The sequence below is a fragment of the Streptococcus oralis genome (assembly GCF_023109195.1).
In the GTDB taxonomy this organism is placed as follows: Bacteria; Bacillota; Bacilli; order Lactobacillales; family Streptococcaceae; genus Streptococcus; species Streptococcus oralis_BV.
The window spans coordinates 104,080-125,475 of the sequence record NZ_JALDUB010000001.1 but is presented as its reverse complement, the minus strand read 5'-3'; the positions used below and the strand labels follow the sequence as shown (position 1 = coordinate 125,475).

Here is a 21,396-nt window from a genome sequence, read left to right as displayed (position 1 = left end):
CTGCTAATTCTGGAACTTCGTGAACTGCCGCTGTTTCAGGAGTTGTACCATATTCCGTCAATTCTGGAGTCTCACGAACTGGGGATGTTTCAGGAGTTGTACCGTACTCTGCTAAGTCTGGAACTTCATGAACTGGCGCTGTCTCAGGAGTTGTGCCATATTCTGCCAATTCTGGAACTTCATGAACTGGAGATGTTTCAGGACTGGTGCCATATTCTGTCAGTTCTGGAGTCTCACGAATCGGAGACGTCTCAGGACTGGTGCCATATTCCGTCAGTTCTGGAATCTCTTGAACTGGAGGCGTCTCAGAACTGGTGCCATATTCTGTCAATTCTGAAACTTCATGAACTGGAGCTGTCTCAGGAGTTGTACCGTATTCCGTCAGTTCTGGAACTTCGTGAACTGGAGCTGTCTCAGGAGTTGTGCCATATTCTGCCAACTCCGGAACTTCGTGAACTGGAGTTTCTTTGGGTATCGAGTTAGTTGGAGCTGTTCCAACTAAAATAATTTCAGAAACAGGTTCAACCGTCACTTGATCAGAAATCATTTCGCTTTTTACGATTTCTTGATCCTTACGAAAATGACGAGTCACTACTGTACGTTGACCTCGAACACCTGATTGTATGACTTTTGATTGCCCTTGAGCCAATTCATCAGAATACTGGTATTTTGTCTGATAAGGAAGTTCTTGAACTGACTCCTGCTCGCTAATTTTTAGTTCTGGCAAGTCATAAACGGTGCTTAGACGAGCAGACTCTCTTTCCTTAGCAGCTATAGCTTCTCTTTCTTCCTCAGTTAAAGCATCCCCCTTATCTGAAACAACCTCTTTCATATCAAGATTTGTTTCACTCGGTTTAAGTTCACTTCCCTTCTCTTTCTCCAAGTCAAGTGTCGGATTTTCCTTATGAGCAGAATGAGCTAAATGACTATCATTTTGTTCTTCATTCTTTAGATAACCGATATAGTCGTAACCGTCAATTTTCAATGGCGCTGGCAGTGCATCTCCAAGACCCAAGTTAAGACTTTGATTATATGCCGCAAGTTCGATATTCGTCACTGCTAAGACTGTTGGAGATAACAGTATTGATCCCATTCCAGTTACCAACAAGATAGAAGATAAATATCTCTTCCCATTCCTGCCTCTAACTACTACAAGCACTAGTAATGCAAGACCCATCGCTGTAAAAGTTGATTCCCAAAGGCCGGAGTGACCTGTCTTAGGCAATACTCCAGATGAATCCCCTTGAGTAGTCGGACGATAAACTAAGTAATAGGTCTCTGAAGCATCCTCAACATACTTTGGAATCTCCCTGATCAAGGCACTCTTCTCTGCCTCCGTCAATTCAGACTCCACTACGTAGTGGTATTTGACATGAGCAGACTGCTGACTTTGAATTTCTGCTGCCTTTACAGAAGTCAAGTCCCCAGTTATTTGCCCACTCAAAAAGAAGCTTCCAATAGTCGCCGAAACGAGCCCAACGGACAACTTCCGGAAAGAAAAGCGCTGTCGTTTTTCTCCATAAAACTGATGTGTCATTCTAAAGATTTCCTTTTCAATATATTATTCAATCCTTTCTATTCTACCTGACTTCACTTGATTATTCAAATTATTTGTCGCGATTTTTAGAAGCAACACATGCTTTTGAAAAGTACCAAAAAACGACCTCTCTTTTTAAAAAATCTCAAAAATCCAACTTAAAACGAGGCCCAAACTTATTAGATTCCCCCCTTTGTCCTAAACTTTTTCCAACAAAAAAGAGAGAAATAACTTTCTCTCTTTTACATTTTTATCTCATCTTAAACTATGAGAAGACATATTTCTAATCTGATTATTTCGCTTCAAATCCTTCTGCAACTGCATCTGCAAAGTTTTCTTCTACGATGCTTGCACAGTGATCACAGATGACTGCATGGTAGCTGCGTTCTGCAGTAGTTGGATCGATACGACGGCAACGGTCACATACTTCACCTGCAGCGCGTTTAACTGTAAAGGCTACATCTTCAAAGCTTACTGCACTCTCTGGAGCTTGTCCTTCTGCGATGGTCAATTCTGACACGATCAAGAGTTGAGCCACATTGCTATCCACTGCTCCAAGAAGAGTTTTCACCACTTCATTTGGATAAACTGTCAAGTGTGCTTCGAGCGATTTCCCGATAACTTTTGCATTACGCGCTTCTTCCAAGGCTTTTTGAGCTTGTCCACGGAAATCCATGAAGGCTGACCATGTATCCAAGATTTCTTCTTGGTTGGCAAAAGTTTGAGCTTCTGGTAATTCAGACAATTGAACGAAGTCTTCAGCTTCAAACTCAAGATATGACCAGATTTCCTCTGCTGTATGAGGAAGGATTGGTGTCAAGAGTTTGGTGATTTTAACAAGTACGTCATAGAAGACTGTCTGCATTTGACGACGTTCGAGTGATTTTGCACCTTCGATGTAGACAACGTCTTTAGCAAAATCAAGGTAGAAGGCTGACAAGTCAACGTTGATAAAGTTCACCAAGGCCTTGTAGATTGTCAAGAATTCAAAGTTGGCATAAGCATCACGAATCGTTTTCACAAGCTGGTTAAAGCGGATGGTCATGTACTTATCAACGGAACGAAGCTCATCGTAAGCCACTGCGTCTTGAGCTGGGTTAAAGTCAGATGTATTGGCAATCAAGAAGCGAAGAGTGTTACGGATCTTACGGTAAGTTTCAGAGACTTGGCTCAAGATATCCATAGAGATACGCACGTCGTTGCTTGAGTCCACACTTGTTACCCAGAGACGCAAGATTTCCGCACCAAATTGTTTTTCAACATCACTTGGAGCAATGGTATTCCCAAGAGATTTAGACATCTTCTCACCTTTACCATCAAGGGCAAAACCTTGTGACAAGATTTGTTTGTAAGGAGCAACGCCATGGTTAGCAACAGATGTGATAAGTGATGAGTTGAACCAACCACGGTACTGGTCAGAACCTTCAAGGTAAAGATCTGCTGGATATTTGAGTTCTGGACGGTTGACCACTACTCCATTCCATGATGAACCTGAGTCAAACCATACGTCCATGATATCTGTTTCTTTCTTGAACTCGCCATTTGGTGAACCTGGATGGGTAAATCCTTCTGGCAAGAGGTCCTTAGCATCACGTTCCCACCAGATGATAGAACCGTGTTCCTCAAATAGTTGAGCCACGTGCTCAATCGTTTCAGCTGTCATGATAGCTGTACCATCTTCTGCGTAGAAGATTGGAAGCGGAACACCCCAAGCACGTTGACGAGAGATAACCCAGTCACCACGGTCACGAATCATATTGTAGAGACGAACTTTACCCCATTCTGAGTGGAACTTCACTTTTTCAATTTCATCCAAGATTTCTTGGCGGAATTTAGATACAGAAGCAAACCACTGTGGAACAGCTCGCCAGATGATTGGTTTCTTGGTACGCCAGTCAAATGGGTATGAGTGTGAAATTTCTTCCTGAGCAAGGAGTAAATCACCCAGTTTTTCGATAACAGTCGGCACAACCTTGTCATAGAACTGACCCGCAAATTCAGGACCAGCATTTTCCATCATAATACCGCGTTCGTTAACTGTTACAGCAACTTCAAGGCCGTTGGCAACACCGACATTGTAGTCATCCTCACCAAAACCAGGGGCTGTGTGGACAATACCAGTACCAGAGTCAGTCGTAACGTGGTCACCAAGGATCACCAACTCATCTACAGCTGTATCCCATGGGTGGACTGTCACAATGTGGTTCAATTCTTGACCACGGTAGGTCGCCAAGACTTGAACATCCGCCCAACCAAATTTCTCAGACAAGCTATTCAACAATTCTGAAGCAACTACAAACTTACGAGATTCACCAGCTGGTTGTACCAATACATAATCAATATCTGCTCCAACTGTCAAACCACGAGAAGCTGTAATGGTAAATGGAGTAGTTGTCCAAACTACGATGTAAGTGTCTGTATCTAGCACACCTTTTCCGTCTTTGACGCGGTTAGCATAGTAAAGGGAAGTTGAAAGCAAGTCATGATACTCAATTTCCGCTTCAGCAAGGGCTGACTCAGAAGACCATGACCAGTAAACTGGCTTGGCACCACGGTAGATATAGCCTTTTTTAGCCATCTCACCAAAGACACGGATCTGAGCTGCTTCATAGTCTGGAGTCAAAGTCACATAAGGATTTTCCCAGTCACCAGAAACACCCAAACGTTTAAAGTCTTCACGTTGTTTATCAACTTGAGAAAGAGCGTACTCGCGGCAAAGTTTCAAGTACTCAACCAAGTCCATTTCTTTGCGTTTAACGCCCTGTTTTGCCAAGACTTGCTCGATTGGCAGACCATGAGTATCCCAACCTGGGATATAAGGAGCGTAAAATCCAGACATAGACTTAGAACGAACAATAATATCTTTAGAAATCTTGTTCATGGCATGTCCAACGTGGATATTTCCGTTTGCATACGGAGGTCCATCATGCAAGGTGAAATGTGGTTTTCCTTGGTTCAATTCTTGACGACGTTGGTAAAGTTTTGCTTCTTCCCATTCTTTTTGCCAAACTGGTTCTTTGGTTGGAAGACCAGCACGCATAGGAAAGTCTGTTTTCCCTAGATTGAGGGTTTCTTTAAGTTTCATTGTTACTCCTTTAATTTAAAATGACAAAATAAAAACCACGATTCGCAAAAAGGACGAAAATCGTGGTACCACCTTTGTTCGAAAAAAGACAGGGTCTCTTTTCCTCTTTTCCCGTAACGTGGGGGACGTCTAGTCTTACTGTTTTCGGACTGGATTGCTTGAGAGGATAATCTAACCACTAGGGATTGCAGGACTCTCACCATCTCCTGCTCGCTGAAAATATAGTTGGTTGGATCTTGTTCTCACATTCTTTATAGGATAAGAACAGATTCTTTATTTGCATCGTCCTCAGTTGTTGCAGTAGCTTCTACTTCAACTGACTCTTCATGCTGGTCACTTTCTTCTGTCTGTTGATTTTGTTGAGCTTCAAACTCAGCTAATTCTTTGTTGCCAGCCTCGATACGAGCTTGTAATTCAGCAACCTCTTCTGGTGTGAATTGACGAGTCATATCAATAGGCTCTTCCTCTGGTTGTAAAGATACAGTTTCACCAAGAACTTCACCCACCACTTCTTTAAAGGCTTCATCACTTGTCTGAAGGTAAGTAGCTGTTGGACGAAGAATATCTTCCCAATCAGATGACTCGACAATAGCCAATTGACTTTCAATCGTAGACTTGAGGCGTTGATGGAATACACGGCTCTTATTCTTCAACTCTTCTGTCTCAACAGCCACTCTCTTCGCATTATCTGTTGCCTGACGGAGAATTTCATTTGCCTTGTATTTCGCTTCTTCAAGCAAACGCTGAGCATCTTGTTCAGCTTGTTGAATAATATTGTTTGAACGTTCTTGAGCAGCTTGTTTAACACGCTCCGCTGTATCTTGAGCAATCAAAACCGACTGACTCAAGGAATCCTTCATCTCATCAAAGTAAGACAAACGTTCTTCCAAACTCTTGATGTGTGTCTCTTTATCGTGATTGCTACGAACCAAGTCTTCATAATCACGAACAACGATATCAAGAAACTCGTCTACTTCTTCTGGGTCAAAACCTCTAAATCTTGTGCCAAAGGTTTTATCTTTAATTTCTAACGATGTAATTGGCATACTTTTCCTCACTTACTTAATAAAAAATAGAATCATTAATTGCTTCTGGTTCTTGCTCGCTTGTTACTGTTCTCTTAGGAATATCATTCGTATAATAGGAAAGACGTTCTTCTAGTTTTTTGATATAGAGTTCAGTTTCATCTTTGTATCGAATCATCTCCTCTAATTCAAAGTAAATCTTATCTAGAAAGAGGTCAACTTCTTCCTGATTGTAGCCTCTGAATGTTCTTGAGAAAGCTTTATCACTTATTTCTTGTGGTGTAATCGACATATTTTTTCTCACTTGCTTAAAAGTAACCGGACTGTTAGTTTTTTCTTATCCTTTTTTGTCTGTCCATTGTCTTTAACAACTTTTAGACGACCAAACTTTCTCACACTGATCAAATCCCCAACTGCAACCTGGTAATCACTTTTTTCAACCAGATGATAGTTTACCTGGACAGATTTTTTTCTATCAGTTGACTGGCTTGGTTTCTAGATAATTTCAAGGCACTTGATAAGAGGGCATCCAATCGAAAACTCGAAACTAAAATTTCTCGTTCTCTATAATCAATTTTAGACCAAATCCTATCGGTAAAAGGATGTTCCTCCAGCGATACAGGAAGTCTGCCAATCTTTCTTATTCCATCCTGAAAAAGAGGAATGAAATCACGATTGACAAAAATCTGTGCTCTCTTTTCATCTACCAAGATATCACCAAATAATTTACGGTCAATTCCTAGTTGGTTGATAATTGTTCCCAATATTTTTCCATGACTCAGTTGCTCAAACTTACTCGGATAGCAAATTTCCAACAAGGCCATTTCAAAGTCTGATATCTCCGGTTCAAAGTAATCTGGATAGAGAAGAACTCGAACCGACTCTGTCGGAAGAAAATCACCACTACTTTGGCAACCCAGTCCATATGTCCCAGCTAGTACCCTCAAAATCTGTTCCTGATGGGGATTGATAAAAGGAGTAAGTACCGGTGCATAGGTATCTTCTACCCGCTTGATCCACTCTAACCCCTTATCAATAAAGGGAATATCATCTTGGGAAAAATGCTGATAAATGGCTCGATTTGCTGTCATAGTAATAAGACTAGTCGTGTTAAGAGATTTCCAACAAACTGAATCAGAATCAGCGCCGCCCAAACCGTAAAGTCAAGACCAGCAAATTGTAGATTGAGCTTACGAAGTGGCTCAATAACTGGACGAGCAAGTCTGATAACTAGGCGACCTAGCTGGCTTTCATAGGCATTTGGAAACCATGAAAGAAGAGCAAATGCAACGAGAATGATGGAATAAATGCTAACCGCATTTTGGATTAAACGAATTAAGAAAATCATTATCTTGCTCTATTTCGTTTAATATCAAAACCAAACTCAGCGCTTTGTGATTCATCTGGAAGTTTGATATCTTCAATATTCACGACAACGTTGACAGGCGTCAATAGATACATCGTACTCGCAACTTTTTTCATATTCCCAGCCAAGACATGACGGGCTCCGTCCAAGTAATCAAGGCAACGACGGGCTTGAACCTCTGTCATATATTGGAAATCAATCAAAATACTTTCATTTCCAGCCAACAAATCTACAATATCAGTTGCATCTTCATATTTTCTTGGATAGCGAACGTCAATTGTCACTTTCTCATCTGAACGATGGCTTTGCATTGCCAATTCTTGCTGTCGCGCATGAAGACGGGTAATATTTGCATCTTTTGCTGATCCTGACTGAGCAGGTGCTGGTAATTCTTTAGAAGATGAGATGGCTGGGCTAACTGTTTCCTCTTGTTGAGTCTGGTAGTTAGTCGTTTCTTCTCCGTCTTCTGTAAAATAATCTATAAATTTATCGAATCTATCTTTTAAAGACATAGCTCTCTCCTATTTAAAAAATGCTGTACCGATTCGAACAAAGGTTGAGCCGAACTGAATCGCTTCTTTAAAATCACGACTCATTCCCATGCTTAGCTCTGTCATCGGTATATTAGGGATTTGTTTTTCTCTAATTTCTGCTTGCAGAGCCTGCGTATCCTTGAAAATTTCTTTCAATTCATCACTGTCTGCCTCAAAAGGAGCCATGGTCATTAAACCAACATACTCAATCTGATCTAACTTAGCCAATTCTGGCAAAAGTTCTAGCAATTCTTCTTTTGAAAACCCATGCTTGCTTTCTTCTCCAGAAATATTGACCTGCAAGAAACACTTGATAACATGATCTGTTCTCTTTTGAATTTCCTGGGCTAACTTAAGGGAATCTAAAGCATGAAAGTAATCCACATATGGGATTACTTCTTTCACTTTCCGTCTCTGTAGTGTTCCTATTAAATGCCAAGTAACTGGGTAATCTTTCAAGGCCTGATATTTTTCTAAAAATTTATCGACTCGATTTTCACCTATATGACGGACACCAAGCGGAAGCAAGGCTTCCGCTGTTTGTACATCTACATACTTTGTCACTGCGATTACTGAAACAGCATCTAGAGCACGGTTGGCTTCTTGACTAGCATCAGCTATTTGCTGAAAAACTAATTCAGTATTTTTTTTCAAATTCATTGATTAACGATTTTTGAAGAATGGAGGTGTATCCAATTCATCTTCATCTTGTGAAACTGGTGTTTCGAAGCGTTCTACTGGTGAAACAACTGGATCTGTTTGGCGAACAATTGACTCACGACGCAAGTCCCAGTCTCCAAAAGCAGAGGCTTGGTTTGTTTCAAAACGACGTGGGCTTGATTTAGGCATTTCTGCTGTCTCTTCCAAGTCGAATTGACGGTCAAATGTGTGCGCTTGTGGAGCTTTAGTTGATGGACGTCCAACTGGTTGGTTGTTACGAGCTCCAACTACTTTTTCCACTCGCTCTTGACGAACACCTGTCGCTACAACAGTAACACGGATTTCATCCTTCATGCTTTCGTCAATTGATGTTCCAAGCCAGATGTTTACACCTTGGCCAGCTGCTTGGTTGACAATTTCTGAAGCTTCTTCTGCTTCAATCAAGGTCAAATCAAGACCACCAGTAACGTTGACGATGACATCCTCTGCACCATCGATTGTTGTTTCAAGAAGTGGAGAGTAAATTGCTTTACGAGCCGCTTCAACAACGCGTTCTTCACCACTACCGATACCGATACCCATAAGAGCATTCCCTTTGTTGGCCATTACAGTTTTCACGTCAGCAAAGTCAAGGTTAATCAATCCTGGGTTCGTGATCAAGTCAGTAATCCCTTGAACACCTTGGCGAAGAACGTTATCTGCTTCGCTAAGAGCTTCAAGAAGTGGCGTTTTCTTATCAACGATTTCAAGCAAGTTGTTGTTAGAGATAATCAACAAAGTATCAACATGCTCGCGAAGTTCGTTGATTCCTTCTACAGCGTACTGACCACGTTTGCTTCCTTCAAATCCGAAAGGACGTGTCACAACACCAACTGTAAGAGCACCAAGATCTTTAGCGATACGTGCAATAACAGGGGCTGCACCTGTACCAGATCCACCACCCATACCTGCAGTGATAAAGACCATGTCCGCTCCAGTGATAGCTTCCGTCAAAGCTTCTTCACTTTCTTCTGCAGCTTTACGTCCAACTTCTGGACGACCTCCAGCACCCAAACCACGAGTCAATTTAGGACCAAGTTGGATAACTGTTTCTGCTTTCGTACTGCTAAGGGCTTGTACATCAGTGTTGGCTGCGATAAATTCTACACCAGCAACACCTTCGTCAACCATGCGGTTGATGGCGTTACCACCACCACCACCGACACCAATTACCTTAATAACTGCGCCTTGAGCTGCTGCTGTATCAAATGAAAATGTCATAATTTCTTATCCTCTTTTATTCATCAAACATGCTTCCGATCAAACCACGGAAACGTTCTGTTAACTTCGGTTTACTTTGAGAACTTGCTTGGAATTCTTCCTTGGGAGCAACTGGAGTTTCCTGCACAGTTTCAGCTGGAGCTGTTTGTGCTGGACTTGGTTGCGTTACTGGATTCAAACGTTGATTTGGAATGCCAAAGTTGATTGGTTTTTGACGAAGGAATTCATCTCCTTTAACTGCTTTTTGGGCAAGAAGATTGACTTCAGTCAATTTACCAGCAAACTCAGACAAGCTAATCACGTGCGCAAATGCAGGGTTGCGAATTCCAACTTGATTTGGTACATAGAGTTTTACGCGAACACCAAATACTTCTTGGGCTAATTCAACAATTCCCGGCAAAATTGCATTTCCACCGATAAGGACGATACCTCCCGGCAAATCTAACAAGTGTCTTCTTTCCAACTCTTGTTTGATTTGGTCAAAGATATGTTTGATGCGTGCTGAGATAATTTCTGCCAAATAGCTTTCTGTTACTTCAACAGGTTCTACTTCACCAATTACTTCAACTTGGAAAGTTTCGTTACTTGCAAGTGGAACGTAAGCTTCACCATAGTTCAGTTTCAAACTTTCTGCAATTTTTTGAGATGTTTTCAAAACTTTAGAAATGTCTTTTGTAACGTAATCTCCACCTTCTTGGTAGATGTTAGTGAACTGCAATTCTTGGTTACGGATAGTCGCTACAGTAGTCTGACCTCCACCCATGTCAATGACAGTCGCACCAAATTCGCGTTCGCCTTCATTGAGAACGGAGTTCACGATTGCCAAAGGTGAAATAATCACATTATCAACATGGATACCCACACGCTCAACTGTCTTGCGAAGATTGTGTAGAATCGTACGAGGACCTGTGTAAAGCAGACCACGCATTTCCAAACGGACACCCATCATGCCACGAGGGTCACGGATTCCTTGGAATCCATCCACGATGAATTCTTCTGGAATAAAGGTAATCACTTCACGGTCAGGAGTCATGCTCTTTGTCAAAGCTGATTTGACAACATTTTCAACATCTTGATCTGTGATTTCTTTAGTATCTGAAGTTACAGGAATCATTCCTTGTGTTGGTTCAACCTGCAAGAGGTTTGCTGGAAGGCCAACGTTAACAGACTTAATAGAAATACCCGCTTTCTCTTCTGCCTGTGTGATTGCAGATTTGATTGCTGAAGCAGCTGCTTCAATATCAACAATAATTCCGTCTTTGACACCTTTACTTTTGGCATTGCTAACACCAATTACATTTACTTCGCCATCTCTATGCTCAGCTACTAGCACTTTAATCGAGCTAGTTCCGATATCTAAGCCTGTAAAAAAACCATCTCTAGTCATTACATCGCATCCTCTCTGTCTTCCAAGTTTCTCACTTCTATTTAATAACTATGTTTGGGCATAGCTATTCAAAGAATATTATAACACAAAAAATCTTATTGTGCTTAGATTTTGATAAATTTCCTGCATGTTTTTTGAGAAAATTCTAGAAAAATTCTTCTTCTAAGAGATTATTTGAAGTTAACGTTCACAATTTCCTTTTTGTTTCTTAAAAATCCAAAAAAGAGAAGATCATTTTAGATCTTCTCTTGAATAAATTCTTCCGATTTTTGTTGTAAAAAATTTTCTACTAATTTCCCTGTTAAGCGAATTGCTATCACTATAACAGTCGAAACAATGAGATAATTTAAGGGCTGGCCGAAACTTCCAACAAGTGGTGGTTTGTTTAAAAAGCCATAATCCCCACCTACAACTAAGTTGACAACCCATATCAAGCCATTTAAGGCAAAGGTAATCACCGCCACATTCTTCAAATCAAGAAGGGAAGCCTCATAGTTTCTAAACAAGTATAGGAGCGCATTTCCTAAAAGGGCAACATGTCCGATAATGAAGGACAAAATGGTTACGTGTGGAAATGGGTAGGGATCAAAGAGTGGGTAAGCCAGTGCTGCTGTTGCTCCAAAAGTTCCTAAAAGAGCAAAGTACTGTTTGTACTTGGATGTCCCTGGAATCAAGAGCATCACAAACATGGCGATACGGCAATGATAGAAGGGCAAACTTTCTGACAGAGGCATGAGATTGCCCCAATACCAGCTATACAGAACAATCAGTTGAACAGACTGAAGGATCTGAATAAAACGCTGGTAAGCCACTTTATCGCGAAAACGATAAGAAGCATAGAAAGTAAGAGCCAGTAAACATAACAAACCAATGTACCAGTGGAGTTCAAACTGGGGCGGTTCTGATATCTGTGTGGTAAATAATTTATCCCACAAATTCATATTCTATTCCTCGTTCATCTAGCCAGAGGCAGTAAAAAATTCACTACTCGGCCTTTTTAATTTTTTGAAAAAACTTGATTCTATGCCATGCATAGAATATTTGCGTCTTAAATTCGCAACCTATTATATCATTTGTATTGCAGAAATGCACCTTGCAGATACCCTTTTTTGATTTGTCAACTTCTCTAGCATAAACTAATCAACATATTGGTCTCTTTGTCCTTTATAAACTTTCCAAAGAATCTCCATTTGCTCCTTGGTGATGCGTTTTTCAGATAAGACTGGCAATTGGTCAATGGCAAAAAATTGAAGCTCAGCAATTTCTTGATTCTCTTGAAATTGTCCATCAAGAAGCTTACATTCAAAGACAAACTTTGCATATTGTTTGCTCTGTAGTTGGAAACGATTGGTGTCAAAAACTGCAAGTAACCTTTCAGCTTTTGCTGTAAAACCGGTTTCTTCTTCAATTTCTTTAAGAATATTTTCGGTTGGAGAATATCCGACTTCACCAAAACCACCTGGCAAAGCCCAACTATCCTCCCCTTTTCCTCTAACTAAACATACTTTTTCATCCTCAACAATCCAAGCACGGACGTCCATCAGAGGAGTTGCATAAGCGGAAGTCGGTTTCATGACTTCTGCCATTTCTTCTGCATCGAGGTCTGATCCCTGATTCAACATTTCAGATAACAGGCTTCGCAAGTCCTCGTAGCGCTCTCGGTCGAAAGGATCTTTTGTAAAGGTTAATCCAGTATCCGTAATGGCTAGCATTCTTTGCAGATACTTGGCAAAATCACTTGCATTCATTTTCTAAACTTTCTACCAACTTGGCTAGATTCATGGAGTTAGAGCCTTTAAGCAAAATTTGGTCATTGGCACCGAGGCTTTCCTTAACCTGCTTGACTAGGTCTTCAAATTGGTCCTCGTCAGCTGTTTTTTTGAAGTAGAAAACGTGACCGATTGGGAACATTTGACTGGCAAGTTGGCTTAATTCCGCAATATCTTCTCCATAGAAAATCACGGTATCCACCACATCTGGCGATAGGCTCAAAATCATCTGGTTATGGAGTTGGACAGACTGGTCTCCGAGTTCCTTCATGTCTGCCAAGACAGCGATTTTCTTGCCCCCTTCATTAGCTGGAATGGCAGAGAATGTCTCCAAAATCAACTTCATAGCAGTTGGATTGGCATTGTATACGTCAGACAGAATATCTGCTCCATTGGCTGCCTTCTTCCACTCAGTACGATTGCGGGTCAATTCTAGGTTCTGAAAGGCCTGACTAATTTGCTCCTCTGAAACTCCTTCTTGTAGAGCCACATAAGCAGCAATCATAGCATTGGTGGCATTGTACTTACCTGTCACTGGCAAATCGAGGGCTTGTTCCAAAAAATTCGCCTTAAAGGTCAGACTATCCTTGCGCTCAATCAAGTCTGTGACTTCTAACTCAGCTCCTTGCCCAAAACGGATTACTTTTTTATCTGTAGGCAAGTAGTCCTCTACAATCGGGTCAGCTGGTGCCAAAAGCAAAGAACCTGGTGCCATACCATCAGCAATTTGCATTTTCCCTTTAGCAATCTCCGAACGGTCTTTGAAAAAGGCCAAATGGGCTTCTCCAACCAAGGTTACAATGGCTGTCTTAGGATGAGCCAATTCAGACAAGAGGTGGATATCCCCCAAGTGATCCTGCCCCATCTCCAAGACCAACTTTTCTGTCCCTTCAGGCATGTGGAGAACTGTGTAGGGAAGGCCAATCTCGTTATTGTAATTGCCTTGCGTTTTGTAGGTTTTGTAGGTTGTTGATAGCAAGTGGGCCAACATATCCTTGGTCGTTGTCTTGCCATTTGAACCTGTAACAGCAAAGACATCTACTGCCGTTTTTTCAAGATAGTAGGCTGCAAGGGTTTGAAAGGCAGTCAAAACATCATCTACTAGAATGTAGGGATGATTTGCAACCTCTTTCTCAGAGAGGGTTACTACTGCACCATTTTCAAAAGCCGTTTCGATAAAGTCATGACCATCACGCGCACCTTTGAGAGGCACAAATAAATCACCTGTCCCAATCAAACGACTGTCAAACTCAGCCTTTTCTAACTGAGCATCCGCAAAAAGACTAACGTCATTTTTAGCTCCAACAGCTTGGGCAACTTCATGGATTGTTAATTTCATTTCTACTCCTTTAAAAAGGGTTGAAGTCCAAGAACTCTAGTCACCATGCAGTGATAGTTCTGGCTTCTACCCTCTCTTTCATTTTTATAGCAAATGCGCTTCGCGCTTGTCAAAACTTTGCTTAGCAAGGTCAACCAAATGCTCGATTAGTTCAGGGTAGCTGATTCCCATATTGTCCCAAAGTAGTGGATACATAGACCACTGGGTAAAACCTGGCATGGTATTGAGCTCATTTAGGAAAATCTCGCCCTTATCGGTATAGAAGAAATCACAACGAGACAGACCGAGGCCACCGATTGCACGGAAGGCTGTTTCTGCATTATGACGCATGACAGCTACTACATCATCACTAATCTTGGCTGGGATGTCCATGGTAATCTTGTTATCGATATATTTGGCATCGTAGTCATAAAAGGCAACATCCTTGACCACTTCACCAGGAAGCGTGCTCTTCACTTCGTAGTTGCCCAAGAGACCAACCTCGATTTCACGGGCATTTACCCCTTGCTCTACCAAGACACGACTGTCATATTGGAAGGCGAGCTCCAAAGCTTGGCGGAGTTCCTCATGGTTTTCAGACTTAGAAATACCGACACTTGAACCCATGTTTGACGGCTTCGTGAAGACTGGATAAGTCAGTTTTTCTTCAACTTCAGCTATTTTAGCAGTCACATCATCACCTTCGACGATAGCCACATAAGGTACTTGGGCAATCCCAGCAGACTCCAAGACACGCTTGGTCGTGATTTTATCCATGGCAAGGCTGGATGACAAGATATTGCAGCCGACATAGGGCATTTTCAAAACTTCAAGGAATCCTTGAACAGAGCCATCTTCTCCCATCGGACCATGAAGAACTGGAAAGACCACTGCGCCTTCTTCGTAGATGGCACTTGGCGCTATTTTCTTATCCCAGTCAATAGTCGCATTGGTCATGAGACGATCTTCTTGACCTGGAGTCTGGCTAAATTCTTGCGTTTTAATAAAGTCACCTGACTGGCTGATGAAGAAAGTCTTGACTGTGAAACGGTCGTAGTTGACCGCACGCATAACACTTTCAGCTGAAAGGACAGAGACTTCACGCTCTGCACTACGCCCACCGTATAAAAGAATAATCGTTTGTTTCATATTGCTTGTCCTAATTCTAATAGAATACTCGTTCTTTAGTATATCATATTTGCTTCTTTTTTGAAACTTGAACATGGTACTAGAATTCAAGAAACATAAAAGAGACCTATAACATCAAAGTCGGTCTCCTTAATTTTCTTATGAATAAATTTAGTTCGTAAATTTGTCTACTCCTACAACTCTGTCCGATTTTCAATGGCTCGTAAGAGTGTGACTTCGTCCGCATACTCGATATCTGCTCCCACGGCTAGACCTCGTGCTAGGCGAGTGACCTTGATACCAGCTGGCTTGAGGAGACGAGAAAGGTACATAGATGTCGCTTCTCCATCCGCTGTCGCATTGGTTGCCACAATCACCTCTGAAACCTCACTATCCATGAGACGGGTCATGAGACTCTTGAGGTTGATATCGTCTGGGCTGATGCCATTCATCGGAGAAATGAGGCCATGCAAGACATGATAGAGGCCGTGGTATTCTTGGATGTTTTCCATAGCAGCCACATCGCGACTATCCTCTAGCACCAAGATGGTTGTCTGGTCTCGAGTCGGATCCGTACAGATTGAGCAAGGGTCATCATCCGTCAGGCGACCACAGATGGAACAATAGGTCAATTCCCGTTTAGCAGACAGGAGATTTTTGGCAAATTCATTGACATCGTCATCAGACATTCCAATGGTATAGAAGGCTAGGCGGGTAGCCGTTTTAATCCCGATACCTGGTAACTTTGAATAGCTATCAATCAGCTTGGCAATAGGTGTTGGATACAGCATAAGTTCCTTTCTAATTCATTGGATGGTGTTGGTGATAAAGATTGATAATGTCGCGTGCAATCGAAGGTCCGACACCGTTTGTAAGGTTGGTGTTATGAGGAAAGACGACTGCGACCGCGATTTGAGGATTTTCGGTTGGTGCATAGGCGACTGCGTTGGTATTATTGGCTTTTTGACCGCCATTAACGTAACTTTCGGCAGTACCCGTTTTCCCGCTGATGGAAACGGCGGCGCCATTTGAAAAGGCACGACCAGTTGTTAGAGCACTCGTTCCATGCGAAACTTGATAGAAACCTTGCTGCAAGATAGCCATATCTGATTCTGAGATATTGACCTTGTTTAGTTCCTTAGTGGCTGTTTCTTGAATCAGACTGCCTAAGCCACCTTGGTCATTGTTTCCATAAATCCCTTCAACGATGTGAGGAGCCAAACGCACACCATTGTTTGCAATGGTTGCGACATACTGGGCTAGCTGCATCGGTGTGTAGTTGTCAAACTGACCAAAGGAATTATTGATATAGTTCCCCAAATCAAATTCTTTTGGCGTAAATCCTGTAGATTCATCTGGGAGGTCAATCCCTGTTGAAGCTCCGAGTCCATATTCCCCAAAGGTTGATCGCAATTTGCCCATTGCAGTCTCTAACTGTCCCGTTGCGACTGTCATATTTGGCGTGTAGGTTTGTCCCATGATTCCTAGCGCAGTTTGAACCATGTAAGTATTAGAAGAGTATTCCAAAGCCTCAACTGCTGTGATAGGGAAAGAGCCATAGGACAAGGTATACCATGAATTGATAGGGGCCGAACCTTGGAAAACAATCGGCTGGTCTGTCAAGGTTTGATTACCTGACAAGACTCCATTTTCCCAACCAGAGCTGATGGTCGCCGCCTTAACAACAGATCCTGGCACAAAGACGTTGGTTATCGTTCCAAGCGAATCTGAACTTAATTTACCGGATTCGACATCATGCTTGACACCTGACATGGCCAGAACTGCACCGGTTTTAGGATTGAGAGCTACAGCGTAGACTCCTTCAGAGTATTTGGCTCCACCGTTACCCAACTCTGAATTGAAGTAGCTCTTGAGTAGGTCGTCCACACCATTCTGGAAAGCTAGGTCAACCGTTAACTTGATATTGTTTCCTTTGCTTCCTTCTTCGACATTTTCCACACTTTCCATATTTCCGTGTTTGTCGAGGTGGATTTCTTTGACGGATCGTTTGCCTTGAAGAACATCTTCATATTGCTTTTCAAGATAGGAAGTTCCCACTCGGTCATTGAGAGAATAGCCTTTTTTGAGATAGGCATCAACTTCTTCTGCTGGAAGTCCTGACTTTTCATTTGAAACGCTACCAACGATTGTTGATAAAGATGTATCCAGTACTTTACGATCCCATGAGGTTGAAATACTGATACCTGGTAATTCCTTGGACGCTGACGCAACGAGAGCAACTTGGGTATCATCTAAGGCATCCGTAGAAATGGTTCCCGTTGCAAAATTTTCAACAGCATTGAGCTGACTAAAGAGATAGATTTCCTTTTTCTGGTCATCTGTATAATTAAGTTGACTCACGTCAATGCTTTCAACCGCATTATTGTAAAGTGTCGCTTCCGATAAGCGGTTCCCATCTGAATCCAGGCGTTTATCGCTTGGCAAGGATTCGACTGTTTTTTTGTAAATATCCTGGTCCGCCAAGTAGTAGTCTGCAATCTGTCGATCTGTCAGATCAGGGGAGGTTACATTTACATATGTGAGGAGTTTCTTGGCTGTCTCCTTCAATTCAGTTGCTGTCATTTTATTGTTTCGTGTGAAAGAAACAACTTGCTTGACAGTGTTTTCTACCAAGGGTTTCCCTGCTGCATCATAAATCTGTCCACGAGCTGAACTGGTTGTTACCCTTGTTTGGCTGGCTGAGGCCAATTTTGTTTCATAAAAATCCCTATTGAGCACCTGCATGTATAACAAACGACCAATAATGGCCATAAAGAGCAGGATGACAATCGCAAATAATAAATTAAGCCGAATCGGAATCGAATGGCTATTAAATTTTCTCATACAACTAAGACTCTTTTCTAGAAAAATTCCCGATTTCCACCTTTATTTTCCCTAAAATAATAGAGTAAATAGGTGAAGCTCAGTACATTTCATTGTACCATATTTTACGGAGAAACTCTTGAAAAAGTCGAAGCATTTTTTGACTTTTAACTGAAAATGCCTTTTTATTTGGTTATCCTAACTTCTATGATATAATGATAGTAATAGTTAGGAAAGCGTTAACTTTTAAGACTTTGACTCATAAAAAGGAGCCTCATGAACAAGCCAGATATCGCAACCATAATCGACCTCCATTTTGAAGAATTAACCGAGCTCGAGCAAGAAATCGCTCGCTATTTTTTACAAGCTGAAACGATCCAAGATGATCTCTCTTCTCAGCAAGTTACCCAAAAATTACATATCTCCCAAGCAGCCTTGACCCGCTTTGCCAAAAAGTGTGGTTTTACAGGCTACCGAGAGTTCGTCTTTCAATACCAGCATCAGGCTAGTAAACCGGACACTCATTCGCACAAACACAGTCCCTTGACCAAACGTGTTTTGCGAAGCTACAGTATCATGCGAGAACAAACACAGGATTTGATCGACGAAGAACAACTGGAACGCGTCGCCCAATTAATCGATGACGCAGAACGAGTTTACTTTTTTGGGACGGGAAGTTCTGGTCTGATTGCCCGTGAGATGAAACTGCGCTTTATGCGTCTAGGTGTTGTCTGTGAAGCCTTAACCGATCAGGATGGCTTTGCTTGGACGACTAGTATCATGGATGAAAACTGTCTGGTACTTGGCTTTTCTCTATCAGGCACTACCCAATCCGTCCTCGATAGTTTGTTGGATGCCAAGGAAATGGGGGCCAAGACCATTCTCTTTACCAGCGCTCCAAACAAAAACAGTCAGGCCTACACCGAAACGGTCCTTGTCGCAAGCCATAGTCAATCTTCTTACATCCAGCGTATTTCCGCTCAACTCCCTATGCTCATTTTAATAGATTTGATTTATGCCTACTTTTTAGAAATCAATCGCGAGAGCAAGGAAAAAATCTTTAACAGCTATTGGGAAAACAAAAAGCTCAATGGCTATCGTAGACAAAAACGCGTTAGAAAATCCTAGTTTGGTTGAACCAAACTAGGATTGTTTTGTTTTAATACTCTTCGGAAATCTCTTCAAACAACGTCAGCTTCACCTTTCCGTAGGTATAGGTAACTGACCTCGTCAGTCTTATCTACAACCTCAAAGCTGTGCTTTGAGCTACCTACGGCTAGCTTCCCTACTTTGCTCTTTGGTTTTCATTGAGTATAAAATGATAATAGGCACCCAACATCCCTGCGTTATTTTGGGTATGGGAAATTCTAATCGTAAAATAAAACGAGCTATTCTTCAGAAGTACGTTCTATAATATCATAGTTTAATACAAAGTGTAGCGATGTAGTCATTTCCATACCGTGATAAGCGATGTCTTTTGTCACACGATTCATAAAAATCAATCATAGCGTGGCCATTTTTTAGTTGTCCTCTAATCTGACTTTCTAAGGTATGGCTAAATTCATATCCATATTCTGGATTGATGGTGATTTTGCCTTCTTCTTCAAGCTCTCTTGAATTAAAAGGCAGAGAAAACTTTAAAAGTAATTCCTCATCGGGTTTATCCCATACAGTGTCAGCATCATACATGTAAATCCAAGGATTCATAAATCCAACCATTAACAAACCGCCCTTTTTCAATACGCGAGAGGCTTCTTTATACATGTTATCTAAAACTTCTATATATACATTTGAAACCGGATTAAAAACAATATCAAAGGTTTCATCTTCAAATGGAAATGGTTTTGTCATATCACCTTGAACGGTATTGATTTTTAAGCCTTCTCGTTTTGCAACCATTTCATCTCTTTCTAATTGTGATTTAGAAAAATCCATAATGGTGACATCATAACCTTTTGCAGCAAAAACGGGACCCTGCTGTCCACCACCACAAGCTAACCCTAATATCTTTTTCCCCTTGGCTTTTTCAAACCATTCTGTGGGGACTTTTTCCCCAACAGTTAAGGCAACAGAAATTGGATGCTTTCTAACTTCTTCTAATTCTTCCTGTGTCAATGGCTCAGTGTAGTCATTTTTTACATTATTCCATCTATCTTCATTTAATTTTATATAATTACTCATCTTACAATCTCCTCGTAATTTTATATGATTTCGATTTCAGGTGAATAGGTTGCCATTACAGTTTTTTCACCTCTACAAATTCTAATTTGTCAATTTTTCGTCCACCTCATTATATCATTTTTCCACATTTTCTCATTTACTCAAACTAAACACTAGTTGAATTTGATGATAGAATTGCTCTCGCTTCAACATTTCATACAAGGTGGTTATTTTCTCCTAGTTTCTCACGATTACCTCCTTTAGCTTAAATTTTTCAATAAAAAAAGAATTAAGCAAAACAGTTTTCACTCAAGTAGTGATTCAGTGTTTTTCTTAATTCTATAATTCCAAACTAGGATTGTTTTGTTTTGATACTCTTCGAAAATCAAATTCAAACCACGTCAGCTTCACCTTGCCGTACTCAAGTACTGCCTACGGCTAGCTTCCTACTTTGCTCTTTGATTTTCATTGAGTATAAAATGATAATAGGCTCCCAACATCCCTGCTGTATTTTGGTGATGGGCAAATTCTAATCGTGTTTTTTCAGCTAGGCTTGGTACCAAGGCCGCCTTCAAGGCTGTGCGGATCTTCGGTTTGAGGATAGCCTCTTGCCCCATGATCCCGCCACCGAGAATGAGCACTTCTGGATTGGCAACGTAGCAAATATTTGCCAGACCTTTCCCAAGGTAGTCTACCATGCGGTCAATACCAGCCATACAAATCTTGTTTCCTTCAGTAGCTTCCTTGAAAATGCGTCGGCCATTCCACTGATCAACTGGATCACCGTGAGCTGTTGCTACATACTCAACCAAGGCTGTCGTAGAAGCAAGATCCTGAAAAGCTCCATCCTGCATGTGCATGTAACCAACTTCGCAGGCCGAATTGCTAAATCCATGGAAGACTTTCCCATCCATAATCAAGCAACCACCGATACCAGTTCCAATGGTCAAGCAAAGAGTGACACTCGCTCCCTTACCTGAACCAGATACTGCCTCAGCCAGACCTGCACAGTTGACATCATTTTCAATCTCACAAGGAATCGCAAAACTCGTCTCGATTTCCTTCTTGAACTGGGTTCCTGCATAGTTGGGAATCTGAGGGCCAGCATAGAAAATCTCACCCTTATCTGGATCCACCATTCCCGCCGAAGAAATGGCAACACCTGCTACTGGGCCCTTTTCTAAATAGCTGGAAACGATATCTTTTGTCTTTTGTAAGATATGGGGACCACCCTTTTGCGCCTCAGTTGGCATTTCATGCGATTCAACAAGTTGGCCTTCTTGGTCAATCAAACCATATTTGATGTTGGTTCCACCGATATCAATTGCAACGTAGTGTGTCATAA

At 41.6% G+C, this 21,396-nt stretch carries 18 protein-coding genes and 1 pseudogene; 1 reads left to right on the top strand and 18 read right to left on the bottom strand.

All coding sequences use genetic code 11. The features are described 5' to 3' along the window. The 16 genes and pseudogenes from M1F65_RS00675 to pbp2b form a co-directional block, all read right to left on the bottom strand. A partial coding sequence (locus M1F65_RS00675; RefSeq protein WP_247925277.1) for a G5 domain-containing protein occupies window positions 1-1,537 on the bottom strand: 1,537 nt, incomplete at its 3' end. Window positions 1,538-1,829: 292 nt separating this feature from the next. Next, window positions 1,830-4,622, bottom strand: coding sequence for an isoleucine--tRNA ligase (gene ileS / locus M1F65_RS00670; RefSeq protein WP_042902691.1), 2,793 nt, complete (start codon window positions 4,620-4,622; stop codon window positions 1,830-1,832). Window positions 4,623-4,873: 251 nt separating this feature from the next. Next, entirely contained in the window at window positions 4,874-5,668 is a 795-nt protein-coding gene (locus M1F65_RS00665) for a DivIVA domain-containing protein (protein WP_001123190.1), read from the bottom strand. Between the two features lie 16 nt (window positions 5,669-5,684). Further along, window positions 5,685-5,939 (bottom strand): DivIVA domain-containing protein, encoded by a 255-nt coding sequence (locus M1F65_RS00660; protein WP_000028988.1) that lies wholly within the window; start codon window positions 5,937-5,939, stop codon window positions 5,685-5,687. An 8-nt stretch (window positions 5,940-5,947) separates the two neighbouring features. Beyond that, window positions 5,948-6,738: pseudogene (locus M1F65_RS00655) on the bottom strand (YlmH family RNA-binding protein). Beyond that, a complete protein-coding gene (locus M1F65_RS00650; RefSeq protein ID WP_000576501.1) occupies window positions 6,735-6,995 on the bottom strand; it encodes a YggT family protein in 261 nt (86 codons plus the stop codon). The pseudogene M1F65_RS00655 and the gene M1F65_RS00650 overlap by 4 nt, the downstream one beginning before the upstream one ends. Next, window positions 6,995-7,525: a cell division protein SepF gene (locus M1F65_RS00645; RefSeq protein ID WP_042902689.1), complete on the bottom strand. Its 531-nt coding sequence runs from the start codon at window positions 7,523-7,525 to the stop codon at window positions 6,995-6,997. Before M1F65_RS00645 ends, M1F65_RS00650 begins: the two co-directional genes overlap by 1 nt. A gap of 9 nt (window positions 7,526-7,534) precedes the next feature. Then, entirely contained in the window at window positions 7,535-8,206 is a 672-nt protein-coding gene (locus M1F65_RS00640) for a YggS family pyridoxal phosphate-dependent enzyme (RefSeq protein ID WP_001049615.1), read from the bottom strand. 3 nt (window positions 8,207-8,209) lie between these two features. Next, window positions 8,210-9,466 carry a cell division protein FtsZ gene (gene ftsZ / locus M1F65_RS00635; RefSeq protein ID WP_000144262.1) on the bottom strand — a complete coding sequence of 419 codons (1,257 nt, stop codon included), beginning with the start codon at window positions 9,464-9,466 and terminating at the stop codon, window positions 8,210-8,212. Window positions 9,467-9,482: 16 nt separating this feature from the next. Further along, entirely contained in the window at window positions 9,483-10,853 is a 1,371-nt protein-coding gene (gene ftsA, locus M1F65_RS00630) for a cell division protein FtsA (RefSeq protein WP_042902687.1), read from the bottom strand. Window positions 10,854-11,089: 236 nt separating this feature from the next. Then, window positions 11,090-11,794: a YwaF family protein gene (locus tag M1F65_RS00625; protein ID WP_049519094.1), complete on the bottom strand. Its 705-nt coding sequence runs from the start codon at window positions 11,792-11,794 to the stop codon at window positions 11,090-11,092. Window positions 11,795-11,989: 195 nt separating this feature from the next. After that, window positions 11,990-12,601: an NUDIX hydrolase N-terminal domain-containing protein gene (locus tag M1F65_RS00620; protein WP_044020422.1), complete on the bottom strand. Its 612-nt coding sequence runs from the start codon at window positions 12,599-12,601 to the stop codon at window positions 11,990-11,992. Then, window positions 12,588-13,961, bottom strand: a complete 1,374-nt coding sequence (locus tag M1F65_RS00615; RefSeq protein WP_247925276.1) for a UDP-N-acetylmuramoyl-tripeptide--D-alanyl-D-alanine ligase — start codon at window positions 13,959-13,961, stop codon at window positions 12,588-12,590. Before M1F65_RS00615 ends, M1F65_RS00620 begins: the two co-directional genes overlap by 14 nt. Before the next feature lie 84 nt (window positions 13,962-14,045). Further along, the gene (locus tag M1F65_RS00610) at window positions 14,046-15,089 is read right to left on the bottom strand and encodes a D-alanine--D-alanine ligase (RefSeq protein ID WP_247925275.1); all 1,044 of its coding nucleotides are present in this window, start codon (window positions 15,087-15,089) and stop codon (window positions 14,046-14,048) included. Between the two features lie 173 nt (window positions 15,090-15,262). After that, window positions 15,263-15,859 carry a recombination mediator RecR gene (gene recR, locus M1F65_RS00605; RefSeq protein WP_000966754.1) on the bottom strand — a complete coding sequence of 199 codons (597 nt, stop codon included), beginning with the start codon at window positions 15,857-15,859 and terminating at the stop codon, window positions 15,263-15,265. 10 nt (window positions 15,860-15,869) lie between these two features. Beyond that, window positions 15,870-17,912: a penicillin-binding protein PBP2B gene (gene pbp2b / locus M1F65_RS00600; RefSeq protein ID WP_247925274.1), complete on the bottom strand. Its 2,043-nt coding sequence runs from the start codon at window positions 17,910-17,912 to the stop codon at window positions 15,870-15,872. A 255-nt stretch (window positions 17,913-18,167) separates the two neighbouring features. Between pbp2b and M1F65_RS00595 the strand changes: the two genes are divergently transcribed. Beyond that, the gene (locus tag M1F65_RS00595; protein ID WP_049505654.1) at window positions 18,168-19,019 is read left to right on the top strand and encodes a MurR/RpiR family transcriptional regulator; all 852 of its coding nucleotides are present in this window, start codon (window positions 18,168-18,170) and stop codon (window positions 19,017-19,019) included. A 288-nt stretch (window positions 19,020-19,307) separates the two neighbouring features. Here M1F65_RS00595 and M1F65_RS00590 read toward each other — a convergent pair whose 3' ends face one another. Both M1F65_RS00590 and M1F65_RS00585 read right to left on the bottom strand, forming a co-directional pair. Beyond that, the gene (locus tag M1F65_RS00590) at window positions 19,308-20,072 is read right to left on the bottom strand and encodes a class I SAM-dependent methyltransferase (RefSeq protein ID WP_247925273.1); all 765 of its coding nucleotides are present in this window, start codon (window positions 20,070-20,072) and stop codon (window positions 19,308-19,310) included. A gap of 425 nt (window positions 20,073-20,497) precedes the next feature. Next, window positions 20,498-21,394, bottom strand: coding sequence for an ROK family protein (locus tag M1F65_RS00585; protein ID WP_247925272.1), 897 nt, complete (start codon window positions 21,392-21,394; stop codon window positions 20,498-20,500). Between the last annotated feature and the right edge of the window lie 2 nt (window positions 21,395-21,396).